Here is a 21,194-nt window from a genome sequence, read left to right on the forward strand (position 1 = left end):
CCGGCATCCGTTCGTCTGGGGCCGGCGGCGCCGGCACCAGCCACGACGCCAGCCCGGGATCGCTCTGCCGCCAAAAGCAGCCTGACTTGCCGGATGAACCACTAAGGGTGTCTGGAGGAAGGTTATCGAAGCGATTAACGCTGGGGCCGTCAAGTAGATGGCTTCTCAGCACTTGCCGCGACCCGCTTCATCGCATCCTCAAACCGCTTTTCAGCCTCGGTGGGGTTTAGTTCGCCAGCGTCGATTAGCTCTTGAACGGCATTTCGGAACCGCTCCGACTGCTCCTCCGGGCTTTCCTGCTTTTGCTTTTTTGGCATCAGACACGAGCCGTTTGATAGGTGAGACGCTTGCCACGCACACCGAGCAGGGCAATGTCAGCCCGTTCGGAGTCGCCAATGCCAAGCGCAACACGGTTGCTGTAGCGGAAATCAAACTCGGCCAGATAACGGTGGAGGTGCTGCTTCTCGCAATGCTGATAGATGCCCTTCATCCCGCGCTTGAAGATGGAGAAGAAGCCTTCGACGGTATTAGTATGGGCGTCGTCGCGGACGTATTCGCCACGGCTGTGGAACACGGTTTGATGTTCCGCGAACTCGCGCCCGATGGGCCAATACCAGCGGCCTTCGTCGGTCATGAAACGGGCCTCCTTGGCGACGTTCTCCTGCACGATGGGCTTGAGGGTCGCGGTATCGACGTGGTCCACGACGAAGGAACGGGCTTGTCCGCTCTCGCGGTCCACGAGGCTCAGAACCTTCAACTTGTGCTGGAACGCGCGGCGGACTTCCTTGCCGGGCTCGCGGCCGATGAAGGTCTCGTCAGCCTCAACGGCCCCGCCGCCCGACCCGAAGTCGAACCGGGCGTCACTCCGCATGGCTTCACGGATGCGGTGCGACATGAACCAAGCGGTCTTGAGGGTCACGCCAAGAATGCGATGCAGCTGATTGGAGCTGATGCCCTTCTTAGACCCGCACATCAGGTAGAAGGCTTGGAGCCACTGATGCAGCGGGACGTGGCTGGACTCGAAAACGGTCCCGATCTTGACGGTGAACTGCTTGCGGCAAGCGTAGCACTTGTGGACGCCGATCCGGGTGGCCTTGCCGCCCATCTTGCCGACGCGCTTGGTCTCGCCGCAATGCGGGCAGACCGCGCCGTTCGGCCAGAGCCGGGCTTCCACAAAGGCGTAGGCGGCTTCTTCGTTGTGGAAGTGGGGGCGGACAGATGCGAGGCCATGGCAAGTTCTCCTTGCCATTCAATCTAGTGCATCAGGTTGGGTTTGGCAAGTATAACATCGCCTAACCTTTACCTGCCAATGATAAGGGACAGTGTCGAACAACGGAGAACGGGAATGCGAATCCTGCTCGTAGAAGACGATCCGGCCACCTCACGCAGCATCGAGCTGATGCTGACCCATGCCAACCTCAACGTCTTTGCGACGGACCTGGGGGAGGAAGGGATCGATCTCGCGAAGCTTTACGACTACGACTTGATCCTTCTCGATCTCAACCTGCCCGACATGCCGGGGCATGAGGTCCTGCGCCAGTTGCGCCAAGCCAAGATCACGACCCCGATCCTGATCCTCTCGGGCGAGGACGCGACCGAGAGCAAGCTCAAGAGCTTCGGCTTCGGCGCCGACGACTACCTCACCAAGCCTTTCCACCGGGAGGAGCTGGTCGCCCGCATCCACGCGATCATCCGCCGTTCCAAGGGTCATTCCCAGTCGGTGATCCGCACGGGCCGCATCACGGTGAACCTCGACACCAAGACCGTCGACGTCGCCGGCAAGCCGGTCCACCTGACGGGCAAGGAATACCAGATCCTGGAGCTCCTCTCGCTGCGCAAGGGAACGACGCTGACCAAGGAGATGTTCCTGAACCACCTCTACGGCGGCATGGACGAACCCGAGCTCAAGATCATCGACGTGTTCATCTGCAAGCTCCGCAAGAAGCTCGCCAACGCCAACAGCGGCGACAGCCACATCGAGACCGTCTGGGGCCGCGGCTATGTCTACCGCGATCCGGAGCCCGTGATGCTGGATGAGGAGCGGATCGCCGTGGGCGCCTGATCACGGTTCGACCAGCACCCGCGCCCCTGGCTCTGGCCGTGTGAGGCGCCGCAGCGGCATGGTCCTCGTGCCGTTCAGGGTCAGCAAGGCCCCGCAGGTTTGACCTGCCCACGTCTGGACCGCGCCGGGGCCGATCCCTATCACTCGGGGTGTCAGGCCGGGGGAGCATGGAATGGATGGGCGCAGGACGGACATCGCGGGCATGGTCTCGGATTCGGCCGACCTCGCCGTCGAGGTGCTGACCGAGGGCGACGCGCAGGCGGAGCTCGCACGGCTGGCTACGATCCTCGAGGCTGCGAACGAGGCCTACCACACCCAGGACGCGCCATTCCTCTCGGACGCGGAATACGACGCGCTCAAGATCCGCAACGCCGCGATCGAGGCCCGCTTCCCGGGGTTGAAGCGCTCCGACAGCCCCACCGAGAAGGTCGGCTCGGCGCCTGCCGAGGGCTTCGGCAAGGTGGTCCATCGCGTCCCGATGCTGAGCCTTGCCAACGAGTTCTCGGCCGAGGGCATCCATGAGTTCGATGCCCGCATCCGCCGCTACCTGAACCTCGACGCCGAGGCACCTCTGGCCTATGTCGCGGAGCCCAAGATCGACGGCCTCTCGCTTTCCCTTCGCTATGAAGGGGGACGCCTTGTCCAGGCTGCCACGCGCGGGGACGGCGAGGTGGGCGAGAACGTGACCGCGAACGCGCTGACCGTGGACGACATCCCCAGCCGGCTTCGCGGCCAAGCTCCGCAGGTGCTCGAGGTGCGGGGTGAGGTCTACATGACCCATGCCGACTTCGCCGCACTCAACGCCCGCACGGCCCTGAACGGCGGCCGGGTCTTCGCCAACCCCCGCAATGCCGCGGCCGGGTCGCTCCGCCAGCTCGATCCGAAGATCACCGCGAGCCGCCCGCTGCGCTTCTTCGCCTATGCCTGGGGGGAGATGACGGAGCCTCTCTCCGACACGCAGTGGGGCTCGCTTCAGCGCCTGAAGGCATTCGGCTTCCAGGTGAACTCGCTCGCTCGCCTCTGCGACGGACCTCTTGCGCTTCTCGCGACCTACGACGAGATCGAGTCCCAGCGAGCGACGCTCGGCTATGACATCGACGGCGTCGTCTATAAGGTGAACGACCTCGGCCTTCAGCGCCGCCTGGGCTTCAGGTCGACGACCCCGCGCTGGGCCGTCGCCCACAAGTTCTCGGCCGAGCGTGCCTGGACGCGGCTTCTCGCCATCGAGGTGAACGTCGGACGCACGGGTGCCCTTGCTCCGCTGGCCAAGCTCCAGCCCGTCACGGTCGGCGGCGTGGTCGTTTCCAACGCGACCCTCCACAACGAGGACTACATTGCCGGCCGCTCCGCCGCGACGGGGGAGGCGATACGGGGCGGCCGTGATCTTCGTGTCGGCGACTGGGTCGAGGTGCGGCGCGCAGGCGACGTGATCCCGCAGATCGTGGACGTGGACCTATCCAAGCGCCCCGAGGGGGCGGAGCGCTACCAGTTCCCGACGACCTGTCCCCAATGCGGCTCGGCCGCGATCCGAGAGGCCGGGGATGCCGTACGGCGCTGCACGGGTGGGATGGCCTGTCCGGCGCAGGCCATCGAGAAGCTTAAGCACTTCGTGTCCCGTAACGCCTTCGACATTGAGGGGTTGGGCGCCAAGCAGATCGAACTCTTCTTCAACGATCCGCTCCTTCCAATCCGCGAGCCTGCCGACATCTTCACCATGGAGGAGCGGGACCGCCGCAACCCCGAGCGGCTCCAGGACCGCCTTGGCTATGGCCCCGTCAGCGCGAACAAGCTGTTCCGTGCCATCGACCACAGGCGGACGGTCCAACTTGCCCGTCTCATCCTCGCCTTGGGCATCCGGCACCTGGGCGAGTCGGGCTCGGCGCTTCTGGCCTCCCACTATGGTTCCTGGCCTGCGTTCGAGGGCGCGATGACGGCCGCCAGCGTAGGCGAAGGCCCCGAATGGGAGGAGCTGAACGCGATCGACGGTGTGGGCAAGGTTCTTGCCACCTCTGTCGTCACCGCCTTCCACCAAGAGGCCGAGCGAGCAGCCATCGACCGCCTGATCCCTCACCTGACCATCGAGAACCCGCAACCCAGGGCGGTCGAGAGCCCCGTCACCGGCAAGACCGTCGTCTTCACCGGCACCCTGGAGCGCATGACCCGCGCCGAGGCCAAGGCGCGGGCCGAGGCGCTGGGCGCCAAGGTGGCCGGCTCCGTCTCGGCCAGGACCGACCTCCTCGTCGCTGGACCGGGAGCCGGTTCCAAGGCCCGGGAAGCGGAGCGCCTGGGCGTCAGGGTCATCGACGAAGGGGAGTGGCTGTCCCTGATCGAGGCCACATGAACGGGCGATCCTCGGGCCGGCCCGAGGCCCTGTGGCCACTGTTCGGCACGCTGACCGGCCTCAAGGGCGTGGGTCCGAAGACCGCGCAGGTGCTGGAACAATCCGGGGTCGAGCGTCCGCGCGACCTTCTCTTCACGTTGCCGCAGGCTGGGGTGGATCGTCGCCTGCGGCAGAGCATCCGCGAGGTGACGCTGCCCGCAACCCTGACCGTCTCGGTGAAGGTGGAAAGGCACCGGCCGCCGCCGGCCAAGGGCAAGCCGCACATCGTCACCGTCTCGGACGCGCAGACCACGTTCCAGATCGTCTTCTTCCATGCCCCCGCCGACTGGCCCGCCCGTGCGCTGCCGCTGGGCAGCCGCCGGATCGTCTCCGGCAAGGTCGAGCTCTATGACGGGATCGGCCGCATGGCGCATCCCGACTACATCCTGCCCGAGGAGGAAGCGGGCCAGATCCCGGCCTTCGAGCCGGTCTATCCGCTGGTCGGCGGGGTGACCCAGAAAACCATGGGCAAGGCCGTGCGAGGGGCGCTGGCCCTCGCACCCGCGCTGCCGGAGTGGATTGATCCGGGGCTGGCCGCGAAGGAAGCCTTTCCACCTTGGCGCGAGGCGCTGGCCCAAGCCCATGCGCCCAAGGAGTCGGCCGACCTGCTGGCCGATGCCCCCTCGCGGAAGCGGCTTGCCTACGACGAGTTCCTGGCCCACCAACTGACGCTCGCTTTGGCCCGGGCGACCGCCAGGCGATCGCGGGGGAGGGAAACCCAGGGGGACGGACGGCTCCAACAGCGGGCACTGGAGGCGCTGCCCTACAGGCCGACGAACGCCCAGCTCCGCGCCGTGTCCGAGATCGCGGGCGACATGGCCGCGCCGCGCCGGATGAACCGGCTGCTGCAGGGTGACGTGGGCTCGGGCAAGACGCTGGTCGCGCTCTTGGCCCTGCTGATCGCGGTGGAGGCGGGTGGGCAGGGCGCGTTGATGGCCCCGACGGGCATCCTCGCGCAGCAGCATTTCGAGGGGTTGCGGCCGCTCGCGGAACAGGCCGGCGTGGTGATCGAGCTCTTCACCGGCCGCGACAAGGGGACGGAGCGGGCGGCCAAGCTCGCGGCACTGGCCGAGGGCCGCATCCACATCGTCGTCGGCACCCATGCGCTGTTCCAGCGGGACGTGGAGTTTCGGGACCTCCGTCTTGCCGTGGTGGACGAGCAGCACCGTTTCGGCGTGGCGCAGCGGATGGAGCTCGGCGCCAAGGGGGCGATGGCGGACGTCCTCGTGATGACCGCGACGCCGATCCCCCGGAGCCTCGCGCTGGCGCAGTATGGCGACATGGACGTCTCGATCCTCGACGAGAAGCCGCCGGGGCGGAAGCCGGTGACCACCGTCCTCGCCTCGACGGAGAGGCTGGACGAGGTCGTCGCCCGGCTTCGCAACGCGATCGCCGAGGGGCGGCAGGCCTACTGGGTCTGCCCCCTCGTCGAGGAGTCCGAGGCCAGCGACCTCACGGCGGCCGAGGAGCGGTTCCGCCAGCTTCGCGCGGTGTTCGGGGACAAGGTGGGCCTGGTACATGGCCGTCTCCTGCCCGCCGAGAAGGATGCGGCGATGCAGGCCTTCGTGGAGGGCTGGACCTCGCTGCTCGTGGCGACCACGGTGATCGAGGTCGGGGTCAACGTCCCGAACGCGTCGATCATGGTCATCGAGCGGGCCGAGACCTTCGGTCTCGCGCAGCTCCACCAGCTTCGGGGTCGCGTGGGGCGCGGGTCGGCGCAGTCGACCTGCGTCCTCCTCTATGAGCCGCCCTTGGGCGAGACTGCGCGACGGCGCCTGACACTCCTGCGCGAGAGCGAGGACGGATTTCGGATCGCCGAGGAGGACCTTGCGATTCGCGGGGCCGGCGACGTGATCGGGACCGCGCAGTCGGGCCTGCCCCGCTTCCGAATCGCCGACCTGGAGCGGCAGGCGGGCCTGATGCAGGTGGCCCAGAGCGATGCGCGCAAGCTCCTGGCCGATGACCCCCGGCTGGAACCCCCACGGGGGCAGGCGGCCCGGCTGCTTCTCTGGCTCATGGAGCAGGACAAGGCAATTCGGCTGATCGGCGTGGGCTGACGGCTGCAGGTCGTTCGGGTCGTGCATCTTTCCTCCTCCTTTCCAGTGCTGTGGGGTGATCTCCGGCCAAGCAGTACGTGGTGCTGCCACGCCAGCGAGCGTGGCAGGACGGACCCTGGCCGACTGATGTTCTCATAAAGTTCTTTACAGGCGGTTAACGGGATGAGAACATTCTGGCAACGAATCTGGTTGGCAGGAGGACAGGATGGACGACCATGACGATCTCACCCCGACCCTCGATTGGGAAATCCTGTCGGATGCCGTGGGCGCGCTAGCCCTCGGCGTGCTGTTCCTGGCCGCACTCGCGCTGCCGCATCTTTTCTGAGTCCGCCGCGTCCCCACGCCGGCGCCGCATCCTGTGTCTGGCCGATCTGCCCTTCGGCCTTGCGGCGACCGGGTCCCGCGTGGGGGTGCTTCACTGGCCGCCGCGAGTCCCTAGCGACTCCCGGCGGCTTTTTCTGGCCGCCTTGCGCCTGCTCCAGCGCCTCGAGCGTCGCCTCGAAGGCCAGCATGATCGAGCCATGCCGGTTCGGATGGTCGCGCGCGGGGATCAGGACGCCCAATTCCTGGAACGGCGCACCCGGCGCATCGCCTCCCTCCCGCAGCATCCGCCAGAGCGCGTCGCGCCCGGCCCGCACCTCCTCGGGTGTCAGGCCCACGACGGCCGAGCCCACCACCGACGCCGCCGCCTGGCCGAGCGCGCAGGCGCGCACCTCCTGGGCGAAGTCGGCGATGCGCCCGTCCTGAAGCATCAGCTCGACGCCGACGGTCGAGCCGCAGAGCGGCGCCCGCTTCTTCGCGGCGCCATGCGGCGCGGGAAGCCGCCCAAGACGCGGGATGTCCGAAGCCAGCGCCAGGATGCGCGTGGAATAGAGTTGCAGGAGATCCTGGTCCGACATCGTTTGCCCTCGGGGTTGGTGACGCCTAGATAGGCGCGACCCGCTGCCTTGCCAAAGGAATTCGCCGTGAGCTTCGACCCTGCGACACTGACGTTCAACGAGGCAGGCCTGATACCCGCCATCGCGCAGGACCACGCCACGGGCGAGGTGCTGATGCTGGCCTGGATGAACGCCGAGTCCGTGGCGCGGACGCTCGCCACGGGGCGCGTCACCTACTGGTCGCGCTCGCGCCAGGCCTTCTGGGCCAAGGGCGAGACGAGCGGGCACGTGCAGGAGCTCGTGGGCCTGCACGTGGACTGCGACCGTGACACGCTGCTTCTGAAGGTGAGGCAGACCGGACCGGCCTGTCACACGGGCGCGCGGAGCTGCTTCTTCACCAAGGTCGAGGAGGGCGAGGAGGTCGTGACGGCGTAGGCTGCCTCGGTTCTCGTGCCGCCTGTCGCTGCTACCGAATGGTGCGGGCGATCTGGCTCGGACGCTGAGCCTGCGTTGCCGGACACCGCCATCGGCCGGCGTTCCAGGTGTCGCTCGCGCCTACAGCCCGACCATTCGCCGTATGTCCTGTGGCATGGCCCCTTCCTCCCGAAAGCGCCGGATCGCCTTGGCGTCCTCGCGCTTCGCGAGCCGCCGACCGGTCTCGTCGCGGACAAGGCGGTGGTGGTGGTAGGTCGGCGTGGGAAGTCCGAGGAGGCTCTGGAGGAGGACATGGATCGGAGTGGCCTCGGCCAGGTCCTCTCCCCGCGTGACCACCGTGATCCCCTGGGCGGCGTCGTCGACCACGACGGAAAGGTGGTAGGAGGTCCCGAAGTCCCTGCGGGCGAGCACGACATCGCCGACCTCTCGAACCATCCTCTCCGGATCCACCCCTTGCGACCCGGCGCCGTCCCGGTCTCCTCGAAGGTCAGGTGCGGCACCTCCGCCAAGGCGCGTGCCATGTCGAGCCGGAGCGCCTCGCCGTCCGGCAGTGGTCCGGTCCGCGGTCTGTGTCGGCAGGTCCCCGGATAGACGATGCCGTCCGGCCCGACGAGCGGTGCGCCCCCTTCCTGCGGCGCCGTCGCTGCCTCGAGGATGTCCCGGCGCTGGCAGGTGCACGGGTAAAGGAGCCCGCGCGACCAGAGCTGCCCAAGCGTCTCGCGGTAGACCGGCAGACGCTCGGATTGCCGCATCACCGGCGCGGGCCAACTCAACCCCAGCCAGTGGAGGTCGTCGTGGATCTGCCGTTCCCACTGCAGCTTGGATCGCTGCCGGTCGATGTCCTCGACGCGAAGAAGGAACTCGCCCCCGGCCGAGCGGGCGAGGTCATGGGCGACCAGCGCGGCATAGGCATGGCCCAGGTGCAGCGGCCCCGTGGGCGAGGGGGCGAAGCGGGTGCGGACGATCACTCCGCCGCTTGCGCGCTGGCCTGACCGGAGAGCCACGCCGTCCAGTCGCCCTTGGCGCGGTCCGTGTAGCCCTTGTAACGGTCGGTCCGGCCACGACGGCCGCCGCGTGCCTCGGGCAGGGGCGGGAAGAGCCCGAAGTTGACGTTCATCGGCTGGAAGGTCTTGGCGTCGGCCCCGACGGTGATGTGAGACAGCAGCGCCCCGACGGCGGTCGTCGTCGGCACGGGCGGCAGCGCCTCGCCCCGAATCTCCGCCGCGGCGAGCCGCCCGGCCAGCATCCCCATGGCTGCCGACTCGACGTAGCCTTCCACGCCCGTGATCTGCCCGGCAAAGCGAAGGTTCGGCCGCAGCTTGAGCCGCATCCGGTCATCCAGAAGCGTCGGCGAGTTGATGAAGGTGTTCCGGTGGATGCCGCCCAGGCGGGCGAAGCTCGCGCTCTCCAGGCCCGGGATCGTGCGGAAGACGGCCGTCTGCGCGCCGTACTTCATCTTCGTCTGGAAGCCCACGATGTTGTAGAGCGTCCCCAGCGCGTTGTCGCGGCGGAGCTGGACGACCGCATAGGGCTTCACGTCCCGGGCGTGGGCGTTCGTCAGCCCCACCGGCTTCATCGGCCCGAAGCGGAGCGTCTCGCGCCCGCGCTCGGCCATGACCTCGATGGGCAGGCAGCCGTCGAAGTAGCCGGCCGTCTCGCCCTCATGGAACTCGGTCTTGTCGGCGGCGAGGAGGGCGTCGATGAAGGCCTCGTACTGCTCCCGGGTCATGGGGCAGTTGATGTAGGCCGTTCGCTCCTCCTCCGTCTCGCCCTTGTCGTAGCGCGACTGGCGCCACGCGACGTCCATGTCGATCGTCTCCGCGTGGACGATGGGGGCGATGGCGTCGAAGAAGGCGAGCGACTCGGCCCCCGTGGCGACGCGGATCGACTCGGCCAGCGACCCGGAGGTGAGCGGGCCGGTGGCGACGATCCAGGTGCCGTCCTCTGGGAGCGACGCGATCTCGCCTTCGACCACCGAGATGAGCGGGTTCGCGCGGATCGCGGCGGTCACGTCGCGCGAGAACGCCTCGCGGTCCACGGCCAGGGCGCCGCCGGCTGGCAGCCGGTGCCGCCCCGCCATCTCCAAGACGAGCGAACCGGCCGCGCGCATCTCCCAATGCAGGAGCCCCACCGCGTTCCTCTCGTCGTCGTCCGAACGGAAGGAGTTGGAGCAGACCATCTCGGCCAGGTCGCCCGTCTTGTGGGCGAAAGTGCCGACCTTGGGCCGCATCTCATGGATGATGGCGGGAACGCCGAGGCGCGCGGCAGCCCAGGCCGCCTCGCACCCCCGCCATGCCGCCGCCGATGATGTGGATCGCCTGTGTCATGCCCTCGGGTCTAGGACGCCGGGGGCCGGATGGAAAGGGCAGGGCGCTCAGATCGGCGCGACCTGCCCTCTCGCGGGGTCAGAACCCCGACAGGATCTCGAACAGCCCGCGCGAGCCGAAGGTGGTGCCCTGGTCCGGCCCGATGGCGAGCTTGGCCCCGAGCGTCACGAAGGTCTCGGCGCTGTCGTCCACGCCGTCGTCGAGCCCAAGCCTCCCGACCTGGCCAAAGAGCGACGGACCGCCATCGCCGAAGCGATAGGATCCACCGATCGAAAGCCGCGCCGCGTCGGTGTCGGCGAACAGGAGGTCGGCCGAGCCGATGATCGAGATGTTGCGCGTGACGTCATAGGTGCCCTCGATGCCGGCGACCTGGCCGTCTTCGCCCTCGCCGTCCAGGAAGCCGAAATAGGCCTCGCCCCCAGCCATCCCGAAGCTGCGCCCGGCTTCGATGCCGTAGAGGTTGGCCGAGCCATCGATGCCCTCGTCGTCCACCTCGTCATGCGAGTAGAAGAGGCCCACCGTCGCGAACTCGAGGGCATCGTAGACGACGTGGATCGTCGCCGTGCGGGCACCCAGGTCGATGGTGCGCGAGTCGTGGAAGGCGAGATCGGCCTGGATGCCGAAGGCGTCGAAGACACCGAACTCCAGGCTGCCGCGATAGGTCGTCTCGCCCAGGTCCGAATCGTCGGTGTAGCCCAGGATCTCGGCCGAGACCTCCGCGCCCTTGAATTCCTGCGCCGCTGCCGCGCCCGCCGTGACGGATGCCGCCAGAACGGCGGTCCAAGCCCATGCCTTGGTCATGCTCGTGCCCTCATGCTGCGTGTCGCGGTCTTCCGCCGCGTCGCCTCCGGGCACCCTGCCGCATCACGCGGCTGCGATCAATCCCGGACGGCAGGCACGATCGTCCGCATGAGCGCAACCCGGCCGGCGACAGGACGCCGGCCGGGCCAAGGGTCAGATCGAGGCCTCGCCCTCGGACTGCTCGGCCACCTTGGCGACCGACACGACCTCCTCGCCGTCCGTGTCGAAGACGCGGACCCCGCCCGCATTGCGCGAGCGGTAGGAGATGCCCTCGACCGGCACGCGGATGGACTGGCCGCCATCGGTGACCAGCATCACTTGGTCGGACAGCTCGACCGGGAAGGCGGCGACGATGCGGCCCGTATCGCGTCCGCGCCTTTCGCTCAGGTCCATGGCGCGCACGCCCTGGCCGCCGCGCCCGCGCACCGGATAGTCGTGGGCCGAGGTGATCTTGCCCATCCCCTTGGAGGTGATCGTGAGGATCAGGTCCTCGGCGGCGGACATCTCGGCGTAACGCTCCTGGCTGATCGCGCCTGCGACCACGGCCTCGTCCTCGTCGGGGCCGCTGTCCTCCTCCGTGTCGCCCATCACGGCGCGGCGCATCTTGATGTAGGCGGCGCGCTCCTCCGGCGTGGCCTCGAAGTGGCGGATGACGGCCATGGAGACGACGTGGTCGGTCTCGTCCTGCAGCCGGATCCCCGCACGCCGGTCGAATCGCGCCCCTTGAAGACGCGCACATCGATGGTCGGGAAGCGGATCGCCCGACCGTGGTCGGTGACGAGGACCACGTCGTCCGCCTCCGAGCAGATCGCCGCGTTCACGAGCCGCACCCCTTCGGGCAGCTTCATGGCGATCTTGCCGTTGCGCTTCACGTCCACGAAGTCCGAAAGCGCGTTCCGCCGCACATCGCCCGTCGAGGTCGCGAAGGCCACCTGCAACTCGTCCCAGTGCTCCTCGGGCCGGTCCACCGGCACGATGGCGGCGATGGTCACGCCCTGCTCGATCGGCAGGAGGTTGACCAGCGCCTTGCCCTTGGCCGTCCGCCCCGCCAGCGGCAGCCGCCAGCACTTGAGCTTGTAGGCCATCCCGTCCGTCGTGAAGAACAGGAGCGGCGTGTGCGTGTTCGCCACGAAGAGCGTCGTGACGACGTCCTCCTCCTTGGTCTGCATGGACGAGAGGCCCTTGCCGCCCCGCCGCTGCGACCGGAACTCCGACAGGGCGGTGCGCTTGATGTAGCCGCCCTGGGTCACGGTCACGACCATGTCCTCGCGCTCGATCAGGTCCTCGTCCTCGAGGTCGGCGGCCCATTCCGTGATCTCGGTCCGGCGCGGCACCGCGAAGAGCGACCGCACCTCGCGCAGCTCATCCGCGATGATCCCCATGATCCGCTCACGGCTCCCGAGGATCGCGAGGTATTCCTTGATCTTCCCGGCGAGGTCCTGGAGCTCGTCCGTGACCTCCTGCACGCCGAGCTGCGTCAGCCGCTGGAGCCGCAGGTCGAGGATCGCACGGGCCTGCGCGTCGGAAAGGTTGTAGGTGCCGTCCTCGTTCATCGGGTGAAGCGGGTCGTCGATCAGCCGGATGAAGGGCGCGATCTCGTGTGCCGGCCAGCGCCGCTCCATCAGACGCTCGCGCGCCTCGGCCGCGTCGCGGGAACTGCGGATCGTCTGCACGACCTCGTCCACGTTGGACACCGCCACCGCGAGGCCGCAGAGGATATGCGCCCGCTCGCGTGCCTTGCGCAGCTCGTAGGCCGTGCGCCGCGCGACGACCTCCTCGCGGAAGTCGACGAAGGCCGTGAGGAACCCGCGCAGGGTCAGCGTCTCGGGCCGCCCGCCGTTCAGCGCCAGCATGTTGCAGCCGAACGAGGTCTGCATCGGCGTGAAGCGCCAGAGCTGGTTCAGCACCACGTCCGCCGTGGCGTCCCGCTTGAGCTCGATCACCACGCGGACGCCGTTGCGGTCGGATTCGTCCTGGACGTGGGCGATTCCCTCGATCCGCTTGTCGCGCGCGGCCTCGGCGATGCGGTCGATCATCGTGGCCTTGTTCACCTGGTAGGGAATCTCGTCCACGATGATGGCCTGGCGGCTCCCCCGCAGCTCCTCCATGTGCGTCTTGGAGCGGAGCACGACCGAGCCGCGCCCTTCCAGATAGGCCTTCCGCGCGCCCGAGCGGCCGAGCATCACCCCGCCCGTGGGGAAGTCGGGGCCGGGAACGTACTGGATCAGGTCCTCGGAGGTCAGGTCCGGGTCCTCGATCAGCGCCAGAGTCGCGTCCACGACCTCGCCGAGGTTGTGCGGCGGGATGTTGGTCGCCATGCCCACGGCGATGCCGCCCGCGCCGTTGACCAGCATATTTGGGAAGCGCGCCGGCAGCACCGTCGGCTCCCGGTCCTTGCCGTCGTAGTTGTCCTGGAACTCGACCGTGTCCTTGTCGATGTCCGCGAGCAGGAACGCCGCCGGCTTGTCCATGCGCACCTCGGTGTAGCGCATGGCAGCGGCCGGATCGCCGTCCATGGAGCCGAAGTTGCCCTGCCCGTCGAGCAGCGTCAGCGACATGGAGAAGTCCTGCGCCATCCGCACCAGCGCCTCGTAGATCGAGGAGTCGCCGTGGGGGTGATATTTCCCCATCACGTCCCCCACCGGGCGCGCGGACTTGCGGTAGGGCTTGTCGTGCGTGTTCCCGGTCTCGTCCATCGCGTAGAGGATGCGCCGCTGCACCGGCTTGAGCCCGTCGCGCAGGTCGGGAATCGCGCGCGAGACGATCACGCTCATTGCATAGTCGAGGTAGGAGGACTTCATCTCCTCCTCGATGGAGACGGTCGGCCCATGCGGCTGCCGGGCGTCCTGATCCATCTCCGGTGTGTCGGGCGTGTCCGTCATCTTTGCCTGTCCGCTCAATATCTTGTTGCCTTGGTTATATAGCCCACCGGGGCTGGGGGCCAAGGGCTGCGACCAGCGGTAGCAGCACCGATCTGCGGGTGCTAACAAATTGAGTTGATTGACAGAATGTGGAACCGTGCTCGACTTGTTCCCGTAGGGTTCATGACCTCGCGAAGGAGCGCGAACGCATGGCACGACCGACCGCCTCGGAGACCGAGTTGATGCTCAGGGGCTACGGCCTGACGACGGCCGAGTTCTATTACCGGATGCCGGATTACAGGCACGTCCTGAACAGCTTCATCTGGCAGGACTACGACCTCGCCCCCGACCACCCGCGCCTGTTCGAGTTCATCGAGTTCTGGCAGCGCGAGATCGAGGGGCCCTTGCACTCGGTGCGATTCGTGCACCGCAAGGTGATCTCGCCCGGCCACTGGACGAACGTGGTGGGCGAGTTCCGCTACCACTAGCCGGGCATCAGAGCCCGTTCGCCCGCGCCACGAAGTCGGGGAGGTGGGGCACGTAGTCCTCCGGCCCGTCGCCGCCCTGCGCCATCGCCGTCGCGAAGGAGTTCTTCGCCGCGCTCGCCATGTGGGTGCTCACCACGGCGGCGTTCGCCATCGACTCGAGGTAGCGCAGGTCCTTGTAGGCGTTCGATATCGTGAAGCGATGCGCCTCGCGGTTCCCCTCCAGCGCGTAGCCCATGAAGGTCTGGTAGAAGCCGCAGTCCATTCGCCCACCCCGGATGACGGCATCGAAGCTCTCGACCGGGATGCCCACCTTGCGCGACAGCGCCAGCGCCTCGGAGTAGAGCGCTGCGTAGCCGAGGCTCAGGAAGTTGTTGAGGAGCTTCATCCTGTGCCCGTCGCCCGGCCCGCCGACATGGACGACCCGGCCCGCGAAGCATTCGAGGATGGGCGTGATCCGCTCCAGCACCGAGGTCTCGGCGCCCACCATTAGGTCGAGGTTCCGCTCCCAGGCGTCCTTGGGCGTGCGGCCGAGCGGTGCGTCCACCAGGGTCACGCCGAGGTCCCGCAGCTCCTCGCCCAGCCGGTCGGTCACGGCAGGGTCCGAGGTGGAGCAGTCCACGATCACCATGTCCCGACGCAGCGCCGGTTTCATCGCCGCGACGACCTCGGCCACCTGCGGGGAGGCGGTCAGGCACATCAGGATCACGTCCGACGCATCGGCCAGCGCGGCGGGCGAGGGGGCCTCGGTCGCGCCCTTGGCGACGAGGTCTTCGACCGCCTCGCGCCGCCGGTGCCCCAGCACGGTCAGCGGATAGCCCTTCGTCAGGATGCCATGCGCCATCGGATGGCCCATCAGCCCCAGACCCACGAACCCGACCCGCTCCTCCATGTCGCCCTCCCTTGCAGCACGGGCACCATGTAGCGGCGCAGGAAAAGGGTCCAGCGGGCGGCGGCGTTAACCCGACCTTAACTTCGGCATGGCATACCTTCCCTCAGGCCCGCGGCCACGGGCCTAGTCGCCCATCGCCGCCAAGGGAGGGGAGAGGTGCGCCCCCTCGGCGGGCGTGGAACCCACACGCTGCCACGCCCGCCCGCAGGTTACGCGCACCGAGGGCAGGCGCCACCCCCGCTACTTCGCCCGCATCAGCATCCCGAACAGGTCGCGCGGATCGTCCGGGTCGGCGATCATGTCGAGCAGGTCGTAGAGCCCCGTCTCCTTCGCCTTCGCCCTGACATAGGTGAGCGCCGAGAAGTCCTCGATGGCGAAGCCCACCGAATCGAACAGCGTGATCTGCGCCTCGCCCGTCCGGCCCGGCTTGCGCCCCGCGACCACCTCCCAGAGCTCCGTCACCGGATGATCCGGGTCGAGCTGCTGGATCTCGCCCTCGATGCGCGTCTGCGGCGGGAACTCGACGAAGATGTCCGACCTGAGCAGGATCTCCTTCGCCAGCTCCGTCTTGCCGGGGCTGTCGCCGCCCACCGCGTTCAGATGCACCCCCGCGCCCACCATGTTGTCGGTCAGGATCGTGGCGAGCTTCTTGTCCGCTGTCGCCGTGGTGATGATCTGCGCGCCCTGGATCGCCTCCTCGGCCGTCGCGCAGTGCACCACGCGCAGCCCGGTTCCCCGGAGGTTGCGGGCGCACTTCTCGGTCGCCTTCGGGTCGATGTCCCAGAGCCGCACCTCCTCGATCCCGAGGATCGCCTTGAAGGCCACCGCCTGGAACTCGGACTGCGCGCCGTTGCCGATCACGGCCATGACCTTCGAGCCCTTGGGGGCCAGGTGCCTTGCCGCCATCGCCGACATGGCGGCGGTCCGCAGCGCCGTCAGCATCGTCATCTCGGACAGCATCACCGGATAACCCGTGTGCATGTCGGCAAGCAGCCCGAAGGCCGTCACGGTCTGAAGCCCCGCCCGCATGTTCCTGGGGTGGCCGTTCACGTACTTGAACCCGTAGGTGTCGCCATCGGCCGTCGGCATGAGCTCGATGACCCCCTCGGCCGAATGGGCCGGGATGCGCGCCGTCTTGTCGAAGCTCTCCCAGCGACGGAAGTTGCCCTCGATGACCTCGGCCAACTCTTTGAGCATGGTCTCGAGGCCCACGCGATGCACGAGGCGCATCATGTTGTCGACGCTGACGAAGGGGATCAGCGCCCGCTCCGACGGGGCGGCGTTCGTGGCGGCAATGGGTTTCTCGATGACGGCGTTCATGCAAGGCTCCTTGTAGGTCTGTCGAAAATGCGGCGTCCCAGGAGGGACGCGGTAAGGTCCACCATCAGCCCGGCGGTCTTCCCCCGCTCGTCGAGGAACGGGTTCAGCTCCACGAGGTCGAGCGAGGTGACAAGGCCGGAGTCGTAGAGCATCTCCATCACGAGATGCGCCTCGCGGAAGGTGGTGCCCCCGGGCGAGGTCGTGCCGACGGCGGGCGCGATGGAGGGGTCGAGGAAGTCAACGTCGAAGGACACGTGCAGCAGGCCCCCTGCGGCGTCCACGCGGGCCAGGAACTCGGCGAGCGGGGCCCGGATGCCGTTCTCGTCGATGGCCCGCATGTCGACGAGGTGGATGTCGGTCTCCTCCAGTGCCTCGCGCTCGGCCGGGTCCACGGACCGCAGGCCGATCATGCAGATGTTCTTGGACGGGATCGGGTTTGCCATCGGCGGGAACATCGTGAATCCCTCCCGCCCCGCGAGGTAGGCCACCGAGGTCCCGTGGAGGTTCCCGCTCTCCGTGCTGGCCAGCGTGTGGTAGTCGCTGTGAGCGTCGAGCCACAGCAGGAACAGGGGCTTGCCCTCCCGCGCCGCATGGGCCGCGACGCCGGAGACGGTCCCCATCGACAGCGCGTGGTCGCCACCCAGGAAGATCGGCATTCCCTGGCCCGCCGCCTGCTCGCCCGCGCGGGCGAGCGACGAGGTCCAACCCACCGTCTCGCCCAATGCCCAGAGCCGCGCGTCCGGCGCGATCTCGACGGCGTCGGGCACGACGTTCCCGAGGTCGGTCACCCGGTGCCCGAGCCCGGTCAGCGCCTCCGCCAGCCCGGCGACGCGGTAGGCGTCCGGGCCCATCAGGCAGCCGCGTCGCCGCTTGCCGCTGTCCACGGGGGCCCCGATCAGGATGATGTCGCGCGATTCCATGTGACTAACCTCGTGACGAAGGGTGGCAGACAGAAGGGGTGTTCCTGTGCGATAGGTATGTTGTTTACCCGAAACGGGCAGTGGACTTGGACGATCTGGACCAGAAACTCATCGGTGCGCTTCGACGGGACGGACGGGCGAGTCTGTCGGACCTTGCGCATGACCTGGGGGTCACGCGGACGACCGTCAGGTCGCGGCTCGGGCGGCTGATCGCCTCGGGGGAGGTCGCCGGCTTCACGGTGCTCACCCGAGCCGACGTGGCGACGGCGCCCGTGCGGGGTCTGATGATGCTTCAGGTGGAGGGACAAGGGACCGACCGCGTCATGGCCCGCCTCGCCGGAATCCCGGAGGTCACGGCCTACCACACGACCAACGGCACCTGGGACCTTATCGTGGAGGTCGGAACCCAGACGCTCGAACGGTTCGACGAGGTGCTCTTCGCGATCCGCCGCATCCCCGGGGTGACCCGGAGCGAGACGAACCTCCTGCTCTCGACCCGTCGCCCCGTCAGGCGGCCCGTGTGACGGACTGCCGCCCCGAGGAGGCGCGCACCGCCCGGACCCAGAGGATCACGAGAATCAGTGAAAAGATCGCGTTCCACGTAGCCATCGACAGACCCAGGAACTGCCAGGAGACCTGGTCGCACATCACGATCTGCGGCCCGTCGACCGACAGGAGGTCGGCTCCCGACATGCCGCCCAGGCCGCTTCCCGTGCAGGCCGAGGGGCCGGGCCACCAGTGTCGCTCAACCCCGGAGTGGTAGATGCCGATCCCCGCCGTCGTGGCCGCCGCGATCGCCCCGAGGGTCGGGAATACGGGCCCGCGCACGAGAAGCGCCAGGACCCCGATCGCCACGGCTGCGAAGTGCGGGTAGCGCTGCCACCAGCAGAGCTCGCACGGTGAGTATCCGAGCGCCTGGAACACGTATGCCCCCGCGAGAAGGGCCAGCGAGCCGCCGGCTGCGGCAAGGACATAGTTGGTGCGCGTCACGGCGGCCTCCAGGCTGTTGGCGCCATGTGATCCCGGCCCCCCGGGGAACGCAAGGCGGGACTCGGGACCTTTTGGCCGCTCGTGGCGTTGTGACCGCCGAAGGCATTCGCAGGAGAGTGGCCATGAGGTGGCAGGGGCGGCGCGGGAGCGGCAACATCGAGGACCGGCGCCGAATGGGATCGTCGGGCATGGCGATCGGCGGGGCCGGCGGGCTCGGCATCCTTGCCATCGTCGTGATCGGCGCGCTGTTCGGCGTCGACCTGACGCCCATGCTCGGCGGCGGCGGACAGGTCCAGACCGGCTCGGGCGAGTTGACCCAGGCGGACGAGCAGGCCGGCCAGTTCGTCTCGGTCATCCTCGCCGACACCGAGGACGTGTGGTCCAACATCTTCCAGACCAAGCTCGGCCAGACCTACGAGCCCACGACCCTGGTCCTCTTCTCGGGCGTGACGCAATCGGGCTGCGGCGGTGCCAATGCCCAGACCGGGCCGTTCTACTGCCCGGTCGACAAGAAGGTGTATCTCGACACGGACTTCTTCCAGCTCATGGACCGGCAGCTCGGCGCCGGGGGCGACTTCGCCGATGCCTATGTCGTCGCGCACGAGGTCGGCCACCACGTCCAGGACCTCCTCGGTATCCTGGACGAGGCTCAGCGTGGTGCGCAGCAGGGGGCCGACAGCGCGTCGGTCCGCACGGAGCTGCAGGCGGACTGCTTTGCCGGCGTCTGGGCCTCCTACGAGCAGCAGATGTTCGGCGCCCTCGACCAGGGCGATGTCGAGGAAGCCGTCAACGCCGCCCAGCAGATCGGCGACGACACTCTGCAACAGGAGACGCAGGGCGTGGTCGTGCCCGACAGCTTCACCCACGGCACGAGCGCCCAGCGCGTCCGCTGGTTCATGACCGGCTACCAGAGCGGCGATATCGGCGCCTGCGACACGTTCCGCGCGCGTCAGCTCTGATCCCTTTGACGGCCGCGCCTCCGCCCGCTAGACGGGCGGGGCTGGCCGGTGTGGCGGAATGGTAGACGCAGCGGATTCAAAATCCGCCGAGGCAACCCCTCGTGAAGGTTCGAGTCCTTTCACCGGCACCACTATCCCTCGAAGCGAAGGCGGCTCGGGCCGGTCGCCTTCGGATGCGCTGGCGCCCCGGACCCGATCATTCGCCAGCAGGCTTGGGTCTCGGCACCTCCGCAATTCGTCGAAGTGACCAGCTAGGGACAGTCACCGGCCTCACGCCGCCACTGGCATCTCGATCGAGCAGACAACGCCGGCGGGCGGATAGGCTATCGCCACGGAGCCGTCGAGTTGCTGCGCCAGACCCCTCTCGATCAAACGGGAGCCAAAGCCCTTCTCCTTCGGCGGTATCACCGGGGGCCCATCTTCCTCCTTCCAATCGATCCGCAGGGCTCCGCCGTCTCGCCTCCAAGAGAGGCGGACCCGGCCCCGGTCATTGGACAGCGCCCCGTATTTGGCCGCGTTCGTAGCCAACTCGTGGAACGCCATGCCGAGCGCCAGCGCCGCGTAAGGGTCGAGCCGGATCTCCGGACCCTCGACGATCAGCCGTCCCGCCGCTTCGCCGGTCGCGCGGTAGGGCTCGAGCGCCAGGTCCGCGAGCTCCTTCAGGCAGGTCCGCCCCCAGGCCTCGCGCGTCAGGAGGTCGTGCGAACGGGAGAGCGCCAGGAGCCGGGCATCGATGCCCTCGCGGACCCTCGACGGGATCTCGGACCCGCGAAGGCCCTGCCGGACGATCGACTGCACCGTGGCAAGCGTATTCTTCACCCGGTGGTTCAACTCGTTCATGAGAAGGCGCAGGCGGGCCTGGGCTTCCTTCTCGGCACGGATGTCGCGCACCTCGACGATGGTGCCGACCGCCTTGGCCGCCTGGTCGCGGATTGGGGAGGCCGTGAAGGCCACGGGGTAGAAATGGCCGTCCTTGTGGACGAAAACTTCCTCCCCGCTGGTCTGGTTGTCCTCGGGATAGGCTCGGTCGATGGGACAGTCCTGCAAGGGGAAAGGTCGCCCGTCCGGGTAACGGTGGTGGATCACGTCGTGCAGCGGACGGTCCTGCGTCTCGTCCAGCCGATACCCCGTGAGCTGCTCGGCCGCCGCGTTCATGTAGACGCAGCGCTGACGGTCATCCATCATGAAGACGGCCATCCGGGTATTGTCCAGAACCGCCGACAGGCGGAGCTCGCTGGCGATGCGGGCCTCCTCGAGGCTGCGCCGGTCATGCGTCTCGGTGTGGATGCCGACCCACTCGCAGACGCGTCCCCTCTCATCGAGCACCGGGGCGGCCTTGGAGATGAATGGACGGTAGCCGTCCGCATCGGCCCGCCAGAGACGCCCCTCGGCGCTGTAGTGCCGCCGGGTCGCCACGGCCTCGGCCCAGGACCGCCTCAGCCTCTCGCGATCATCCGGATGGATCGCGTTCGCCCAGCCGCCACCCCGGCACTCGTCCCAGCTCTGGCCGGTGTAGGCTTGCCAGTAGGGTTGCGGCTCCAGGAAGTCGCCCTTCGCGTCGGTGGTCCATGTGCAGATCGCGAGCCAGCCGACGAGCCGGGCGACGTCCGCCCGGCTATCCGATCCCGGATCGAGGGCGCGGGTGTCGAGGCCGGTGGCGTTCAGACGGCGACGCAGGCGCGCGACCTCCGCCTCCAGCTCGGCGATCCGGGCCTGGGACGTGTCGGTGAGGGGCCGCTGGACAGGGGCGGTGGTCAATGGGCTCTTCCTTGCGGTGGGGCGCGGAGCACGATCATCGTACGACACTCAACCTACAAGCGAAAAAGC

15 protein-coding genes, 1 tRNA gene and 3 pseudogenes are annotated in these 21,194 nt (G+C 68.1%); 8 read left to right on the forward strand and 11 right to left on the reverse strand.

What is annotated here, in order from left to right; translation table 11 throughout:
• Nucleotides 1–316 precede the first annotated feature (316 nt).
• The gene (locus tag RUMESO_RS06550) at nucleotides 317–1,249 is read right to left on the reverse strand and encodes an IS1595 family transposase (RefSeq protein WP_037279072.1); all 933 of its coding nucleotides are present in this window, start codon (nucleotides 1,247–1,249) and stop codon (nucleotides 317–319) included.
• Nucleotides 1,250–1,345: 96 nt separating this feature from the next.
• Here RUMESO_RS06550 and ctrA point away from each other — a divergent pair, with 96 nt between their 5' ends.
• The 3 genes from ctrA (at nucleotide 1,346) to recG (ending at nucleotide 6,499) form a co-directional block, all read left to right on the forward strand.
• Nucleotides 1,346–2,062 (forward strand): response regulator transcription factor CtrA, encoded by a 717-nt coding sequence (gene ctrA, locus RUMESO_RS06555; protein ID WP_037279073.1) that lies wholly within the window; start codon nucleotides 1,346–1,348, stop codon nucleotides 2,060–2,062.
• A gap of 202 nt (nucleotides 2,063–2,264) precedes the next feature.
• Nucleotides 2,265–4,403, forward strand: coding sequence for an NAD-dependent DNA ligase LigA (ligA, locus tag RUMESO_RS06560; RefSeq protein ID WP_037279322.1), 2,139 nt, complete (start codon nucleotides 2,265–2,267; stop codon nucleotides 4,401–4,403).
• A complete protein-coding gene (gene recG / locus RUMESO_RS06565; RefSeq protein ID WP_037279074.1) occupies nucleotides 4,400–6,499 on the forward strand; it encodes an ATP-dependent DNA helicase RecG in 2,100 nt (699 codons plus the stop codon). Before ligA ends, recG begins: the two co-directional genes overlap by 4 nt.
• A gap of 224 nt (nucleotides 6,500–6,723) precedes the next feature.
• Here the strand turns inward: recG and RUMESO_RS28075 are convergent, their stop codons facing one another.
• Nucleotides 6,724–7,398 (reverse strand): iron-sulfur cluster assembly scaffold protein, encoded by a 675-nt coding sequence (locus tag RUMESO_RS28075; protein WP_342670732.1) that lies wholly within the window; start codon nucleotides 7,396–7,398, stop codon nucleotides 6,724–6,726.
• Between the two features lie 66 nt (nucleotides 7,399–7,464).
• On the opposite strand from RUMESO_RS28075, the gene hisI reads away from it, so the two are divergent.
• On the forward strand, nucleotides 7,465–7,812 hold the full coding sequence (gene hisI / locus RUMESO_RS06575) for a phosphoribosyl-AMP cyclohydrolase (RefSeq protein ID WP_037279075.1): 348 nt from the start codon (nucleotides 7,465–7,467) through the stop codon (nucleotides 7,810–7,812).
• A gap of 120 nt (nucleotides 7,813–7,932) precedes the next feature.
• On the opposite strand, the pseudogene gluQRS reads toward hisI, so the two are convergent.
• The 4 genes and pseudogenes from gluQRS to gyrA all read right to left on the reverse strand — a co-directional run bounded on the left by gluQRS (nucleotide 7,933) and on the right by gyrA (nucleotide 13,822).
• Nucleotides 7,933–8,780, reverse strand: a pseudogene (gene gluQRS, locus RUMESO_RS06580) (tRNA glutamyl-Q(34) synthetase GluQRS).
• Nucleotides 8,777–10,139, reverse strand: a pseudogene (trmFO, locus tag RUMESO_RS06585) (methylenetetrahydrofolate--tRNA-(uracil(54)-C(5))-methyltransferase (FADH(2)-oxidizing) TrmFO). Before trmFO ends, gluQRS begins: the two co-directional pseudogenes overlap by 4 nt.
• A 78-nt stretch (nucleotides 10,140–10,217) precedes the next feature.
• Nucleotides 10,218–10,940, reverse strand: a complete 723-nt coding sequence (locus tag RUMESO_RS06590; RefSeq protein ID WP_156362716.1) for a hypothetical protein — start codon at nucleotides 10,938–10,940, stop codon at nucleotides 10,218–10,220.
• A 153-nt stretch (nucleotides 10,941–11,093) separates the two neighbouring features.
• Nucleotides 11,094–13,822 (reverse strand): annotated as a pseudogene (gene gyrA, locus RUMESO_RS06595) (DNA gyrase subunit A).
• Nucleotides 13,823–14,010: 188 nt separating this feature from the next.
• Between gyrA and RUMESO_RS06600 the strand changes: the two are divergent.
• Nucleotides 14,011–14,289: an usg protein gene (locus RUMESO_RS06600; protein ID WP_037279079.1), complete on the forward strand. Its 279-nt coding sequence runs from the start codon at nucleotides 14,011–14,013 to the stop codon at nucleotides 14,287–14,289.
• A gap of 7 nt (nucleotides 14,290–14,296) precedes the next feature.
• Here the strand turns inward: RUMESO_RS06600 and RUMESO_RS06605 are convergent, their stop codons facing one another.
• From RUMESO_RS06605 to rocF, 3 genes are all read right to left on the reverse strand, one after another.
• Nucleotides 14,297–15,178 (reverse strand): NAD(P)-dependent oxidoreductase, encoded by an 882-nt coding sequence (locus RUMESO_RS06605; RefSeq protein WP_037279081.1) that lies wholly within the window; start codon nucleotides 15,176–15,178, stop codon nucleotides 14,297–14,299.
• Nucleotides 15,179–15,418: 240 nt separating this feature from the next.
• On the reverse strand, nucleotides 15,419–16,498 hold the full coding sequence (locus RUMESO_RS06610) for an ornithine cyclodeaminase (protein ID WP_156362718.1): 1,080 nt from the start codon (nucleotides 16,496–16,498) through the stop codon (nucleotides 15,419–15,421).
• A complete protein-coding gene (gene rocF / locus RUMESO_RS06615; protein WP_037279082.1) occupies nucleotides 16,495–17,418 on the reverse strand; it encodes an arginase in 924 nt (307 codons plus the stop codon). Before rocF ends, RUMESO_RS06610 begins: the two co-directional genes overlap by 4 nt.
• An 86-nt stretch (nucleotides 17,419–17,504) precedes the next feature.
• Here rocF and RUMESO_RS06620 point away from each other — a divergent pair, with 86 nt between their 5' ends.
• Complete coding sequence (locus RUMESO_RS06620; protein ID WP_037279327.1) at nucleotides 17,505–17,942, forward strand: Lrp/AsnC family transcriptional regulator; 438 nt, start codon at nucleotides 17,505–17,507, stop codon at nucleotides 17,940–17,942.
• Here RUMESO_RS06620 and RUMESO_RS06625 read toward each other — a convergent pair.
• Nucleotides 17,926–18,408, reverse strand: a complete 483-nt coding sequence (locus RUMESO_RS06625; protein WP_037279084.1) for a disulfide bond formation protein B — start codon at nucleotides 18,406–18,408, stop codon at nucleotides 17,926–17,928. The genes RUMESO_RS06620 and RUMESO_RS06625 overlap by 17 nt on opposite strands.
• A gap of 122 nt (nucleotides 18,409–18,530) precedes the next feature.
• Here RUMESO_RS06625 and ypfJ point away from each other — a divergent pair, with 122 nt between their 5' ends.
• Nucleotides 18,531–19,367 carry a KPN_02809 family neutral zinc metallopeptidase gene (gene ypfJ, locus RUMESO_RS06630; protein WP_037279085.1) on the forward strand — a complete coding sequence of 279 codons (837 nt, stop codon included), beginning with the start codon at nucleotides 18,531–18,533 and terminating at the stop codon, nucleotides 19,365–19,367.
• Nucleotides 19,368–19,411: 44 nt separating this feature from the next.
• Nucleotides 19,412–19,498 (forward strand) — tRNA-Leu (locus RUMESO_RS06635).
• A 139-nt stretch (nucleotides 19,499–19,637) separates the two neighbouring features.
• Here the strand turns inward: RUMESO_RS06635 and RUMESO_RS23995 are convergent.
• Complete coding sequence (locus tag RUMESO_RS23995) at nucleotides 19,638–21,125, reverse strand: sensor histidine kinase (protein WP_169791141.1); 1,488 nt, start codon at nucleotides 21,123–21,125, stop codon at nucleotides 19,638–19,640.
• Nucleotides 21,126–21,194 lie beyond the last annotated feature (69 nt).

The organism is Rubellimicrobium mesophilum DSM 19309 (genome assembly GCF_000600335.2).
Classification (GTDB): domain Bacteria; phylum Pseudomonadota; class Alphaproteobacteria; order Rhodobacterales; family Rhodobacteraceae; genus Rubellimicrobium; species Rubellimicrobium mesophilum.

Excerpts from the sequence above, each read along its gene's own strand:
- RUMESO_RS06550 (WP_037279072.1), bottom strand. The coding sequence starts at position 1,249 with ATGGCAAGGAGAACTTGCCATGGCCTCGCATCTGTCCGCCCCCACTTC.
- ctrA (WP_037279073.1), top strand. The coding sequence starts at position 1,346 with ATGCGAATCCTGCTCGTAGAAGACGATCCGGCCACCTCACGCAGCATC.
- ligA (WP_037279322.1), top strand. The coding sequence starts at position 2,265 with ATGGTCTCGGATTCGGCCGACCTCGCCGTCGAGGTGCTGACCGAGGGC.
- recG (WP_037279074.1), top strand. The coding sequence starts at position 4,400 with ATGAACGGGCGATCCTCGGGCCGGCCCGAGGCCCTGTGGCCACTGTTC.
- RUMESO_RS28075 (WP_342670732.1), bottom strand. The coding sequence starts at position 7,398 with ATGTCGGACCAGGATCTCCTGCAACTCTATTCCACGCGCATCCTGGCG.
- RUMESO_RS06590 (WP_156362716.1), bottom strand. The coding sequence starts at position 10,940 with ATGACCAAGGCATGGGCTTGGACCGCCGTTCTGGCGGCATCCGTCACG.
- RUMESO_RS06600 (WP_037279079.1), top strand. The coding sequence starts at position 14,011 with ATGGCACGACCGACCGCCTCGGAGACCGAGTTGATGCTCAGGGGCTAC.
- RUMESO_RS06605 (WP_037279081.1), bottom strand. The coding sequence starts at position 15,178 with ATGGAGGAGCGGGTCGGGTTCGTGGGTCTGGGGCTGATGGGCCATCCG.
- RUMESO_RS06610 (WP_156362718.1), bottom strand. The coding sequence starts at position 16,498 with ATGAACGCCGTCATCGAGAAACCCATTGCCGCCACGAACGCCGCCCCG.
- rocF (WP_037279082.1), bottom strand. The coding sequence starts at position 17,418 with ATGGAATCGCGCGACATCATCCTGATCGGGGCCCCCGTGGACAGCGGC.
- ypfJ (WP_037279085.1), top strand. The coding sequence starts at position 18,531 with ATGAGGTGGCAGGGGCGGCGCGGGAGCGGCAACATCGAGGACCGGCGC.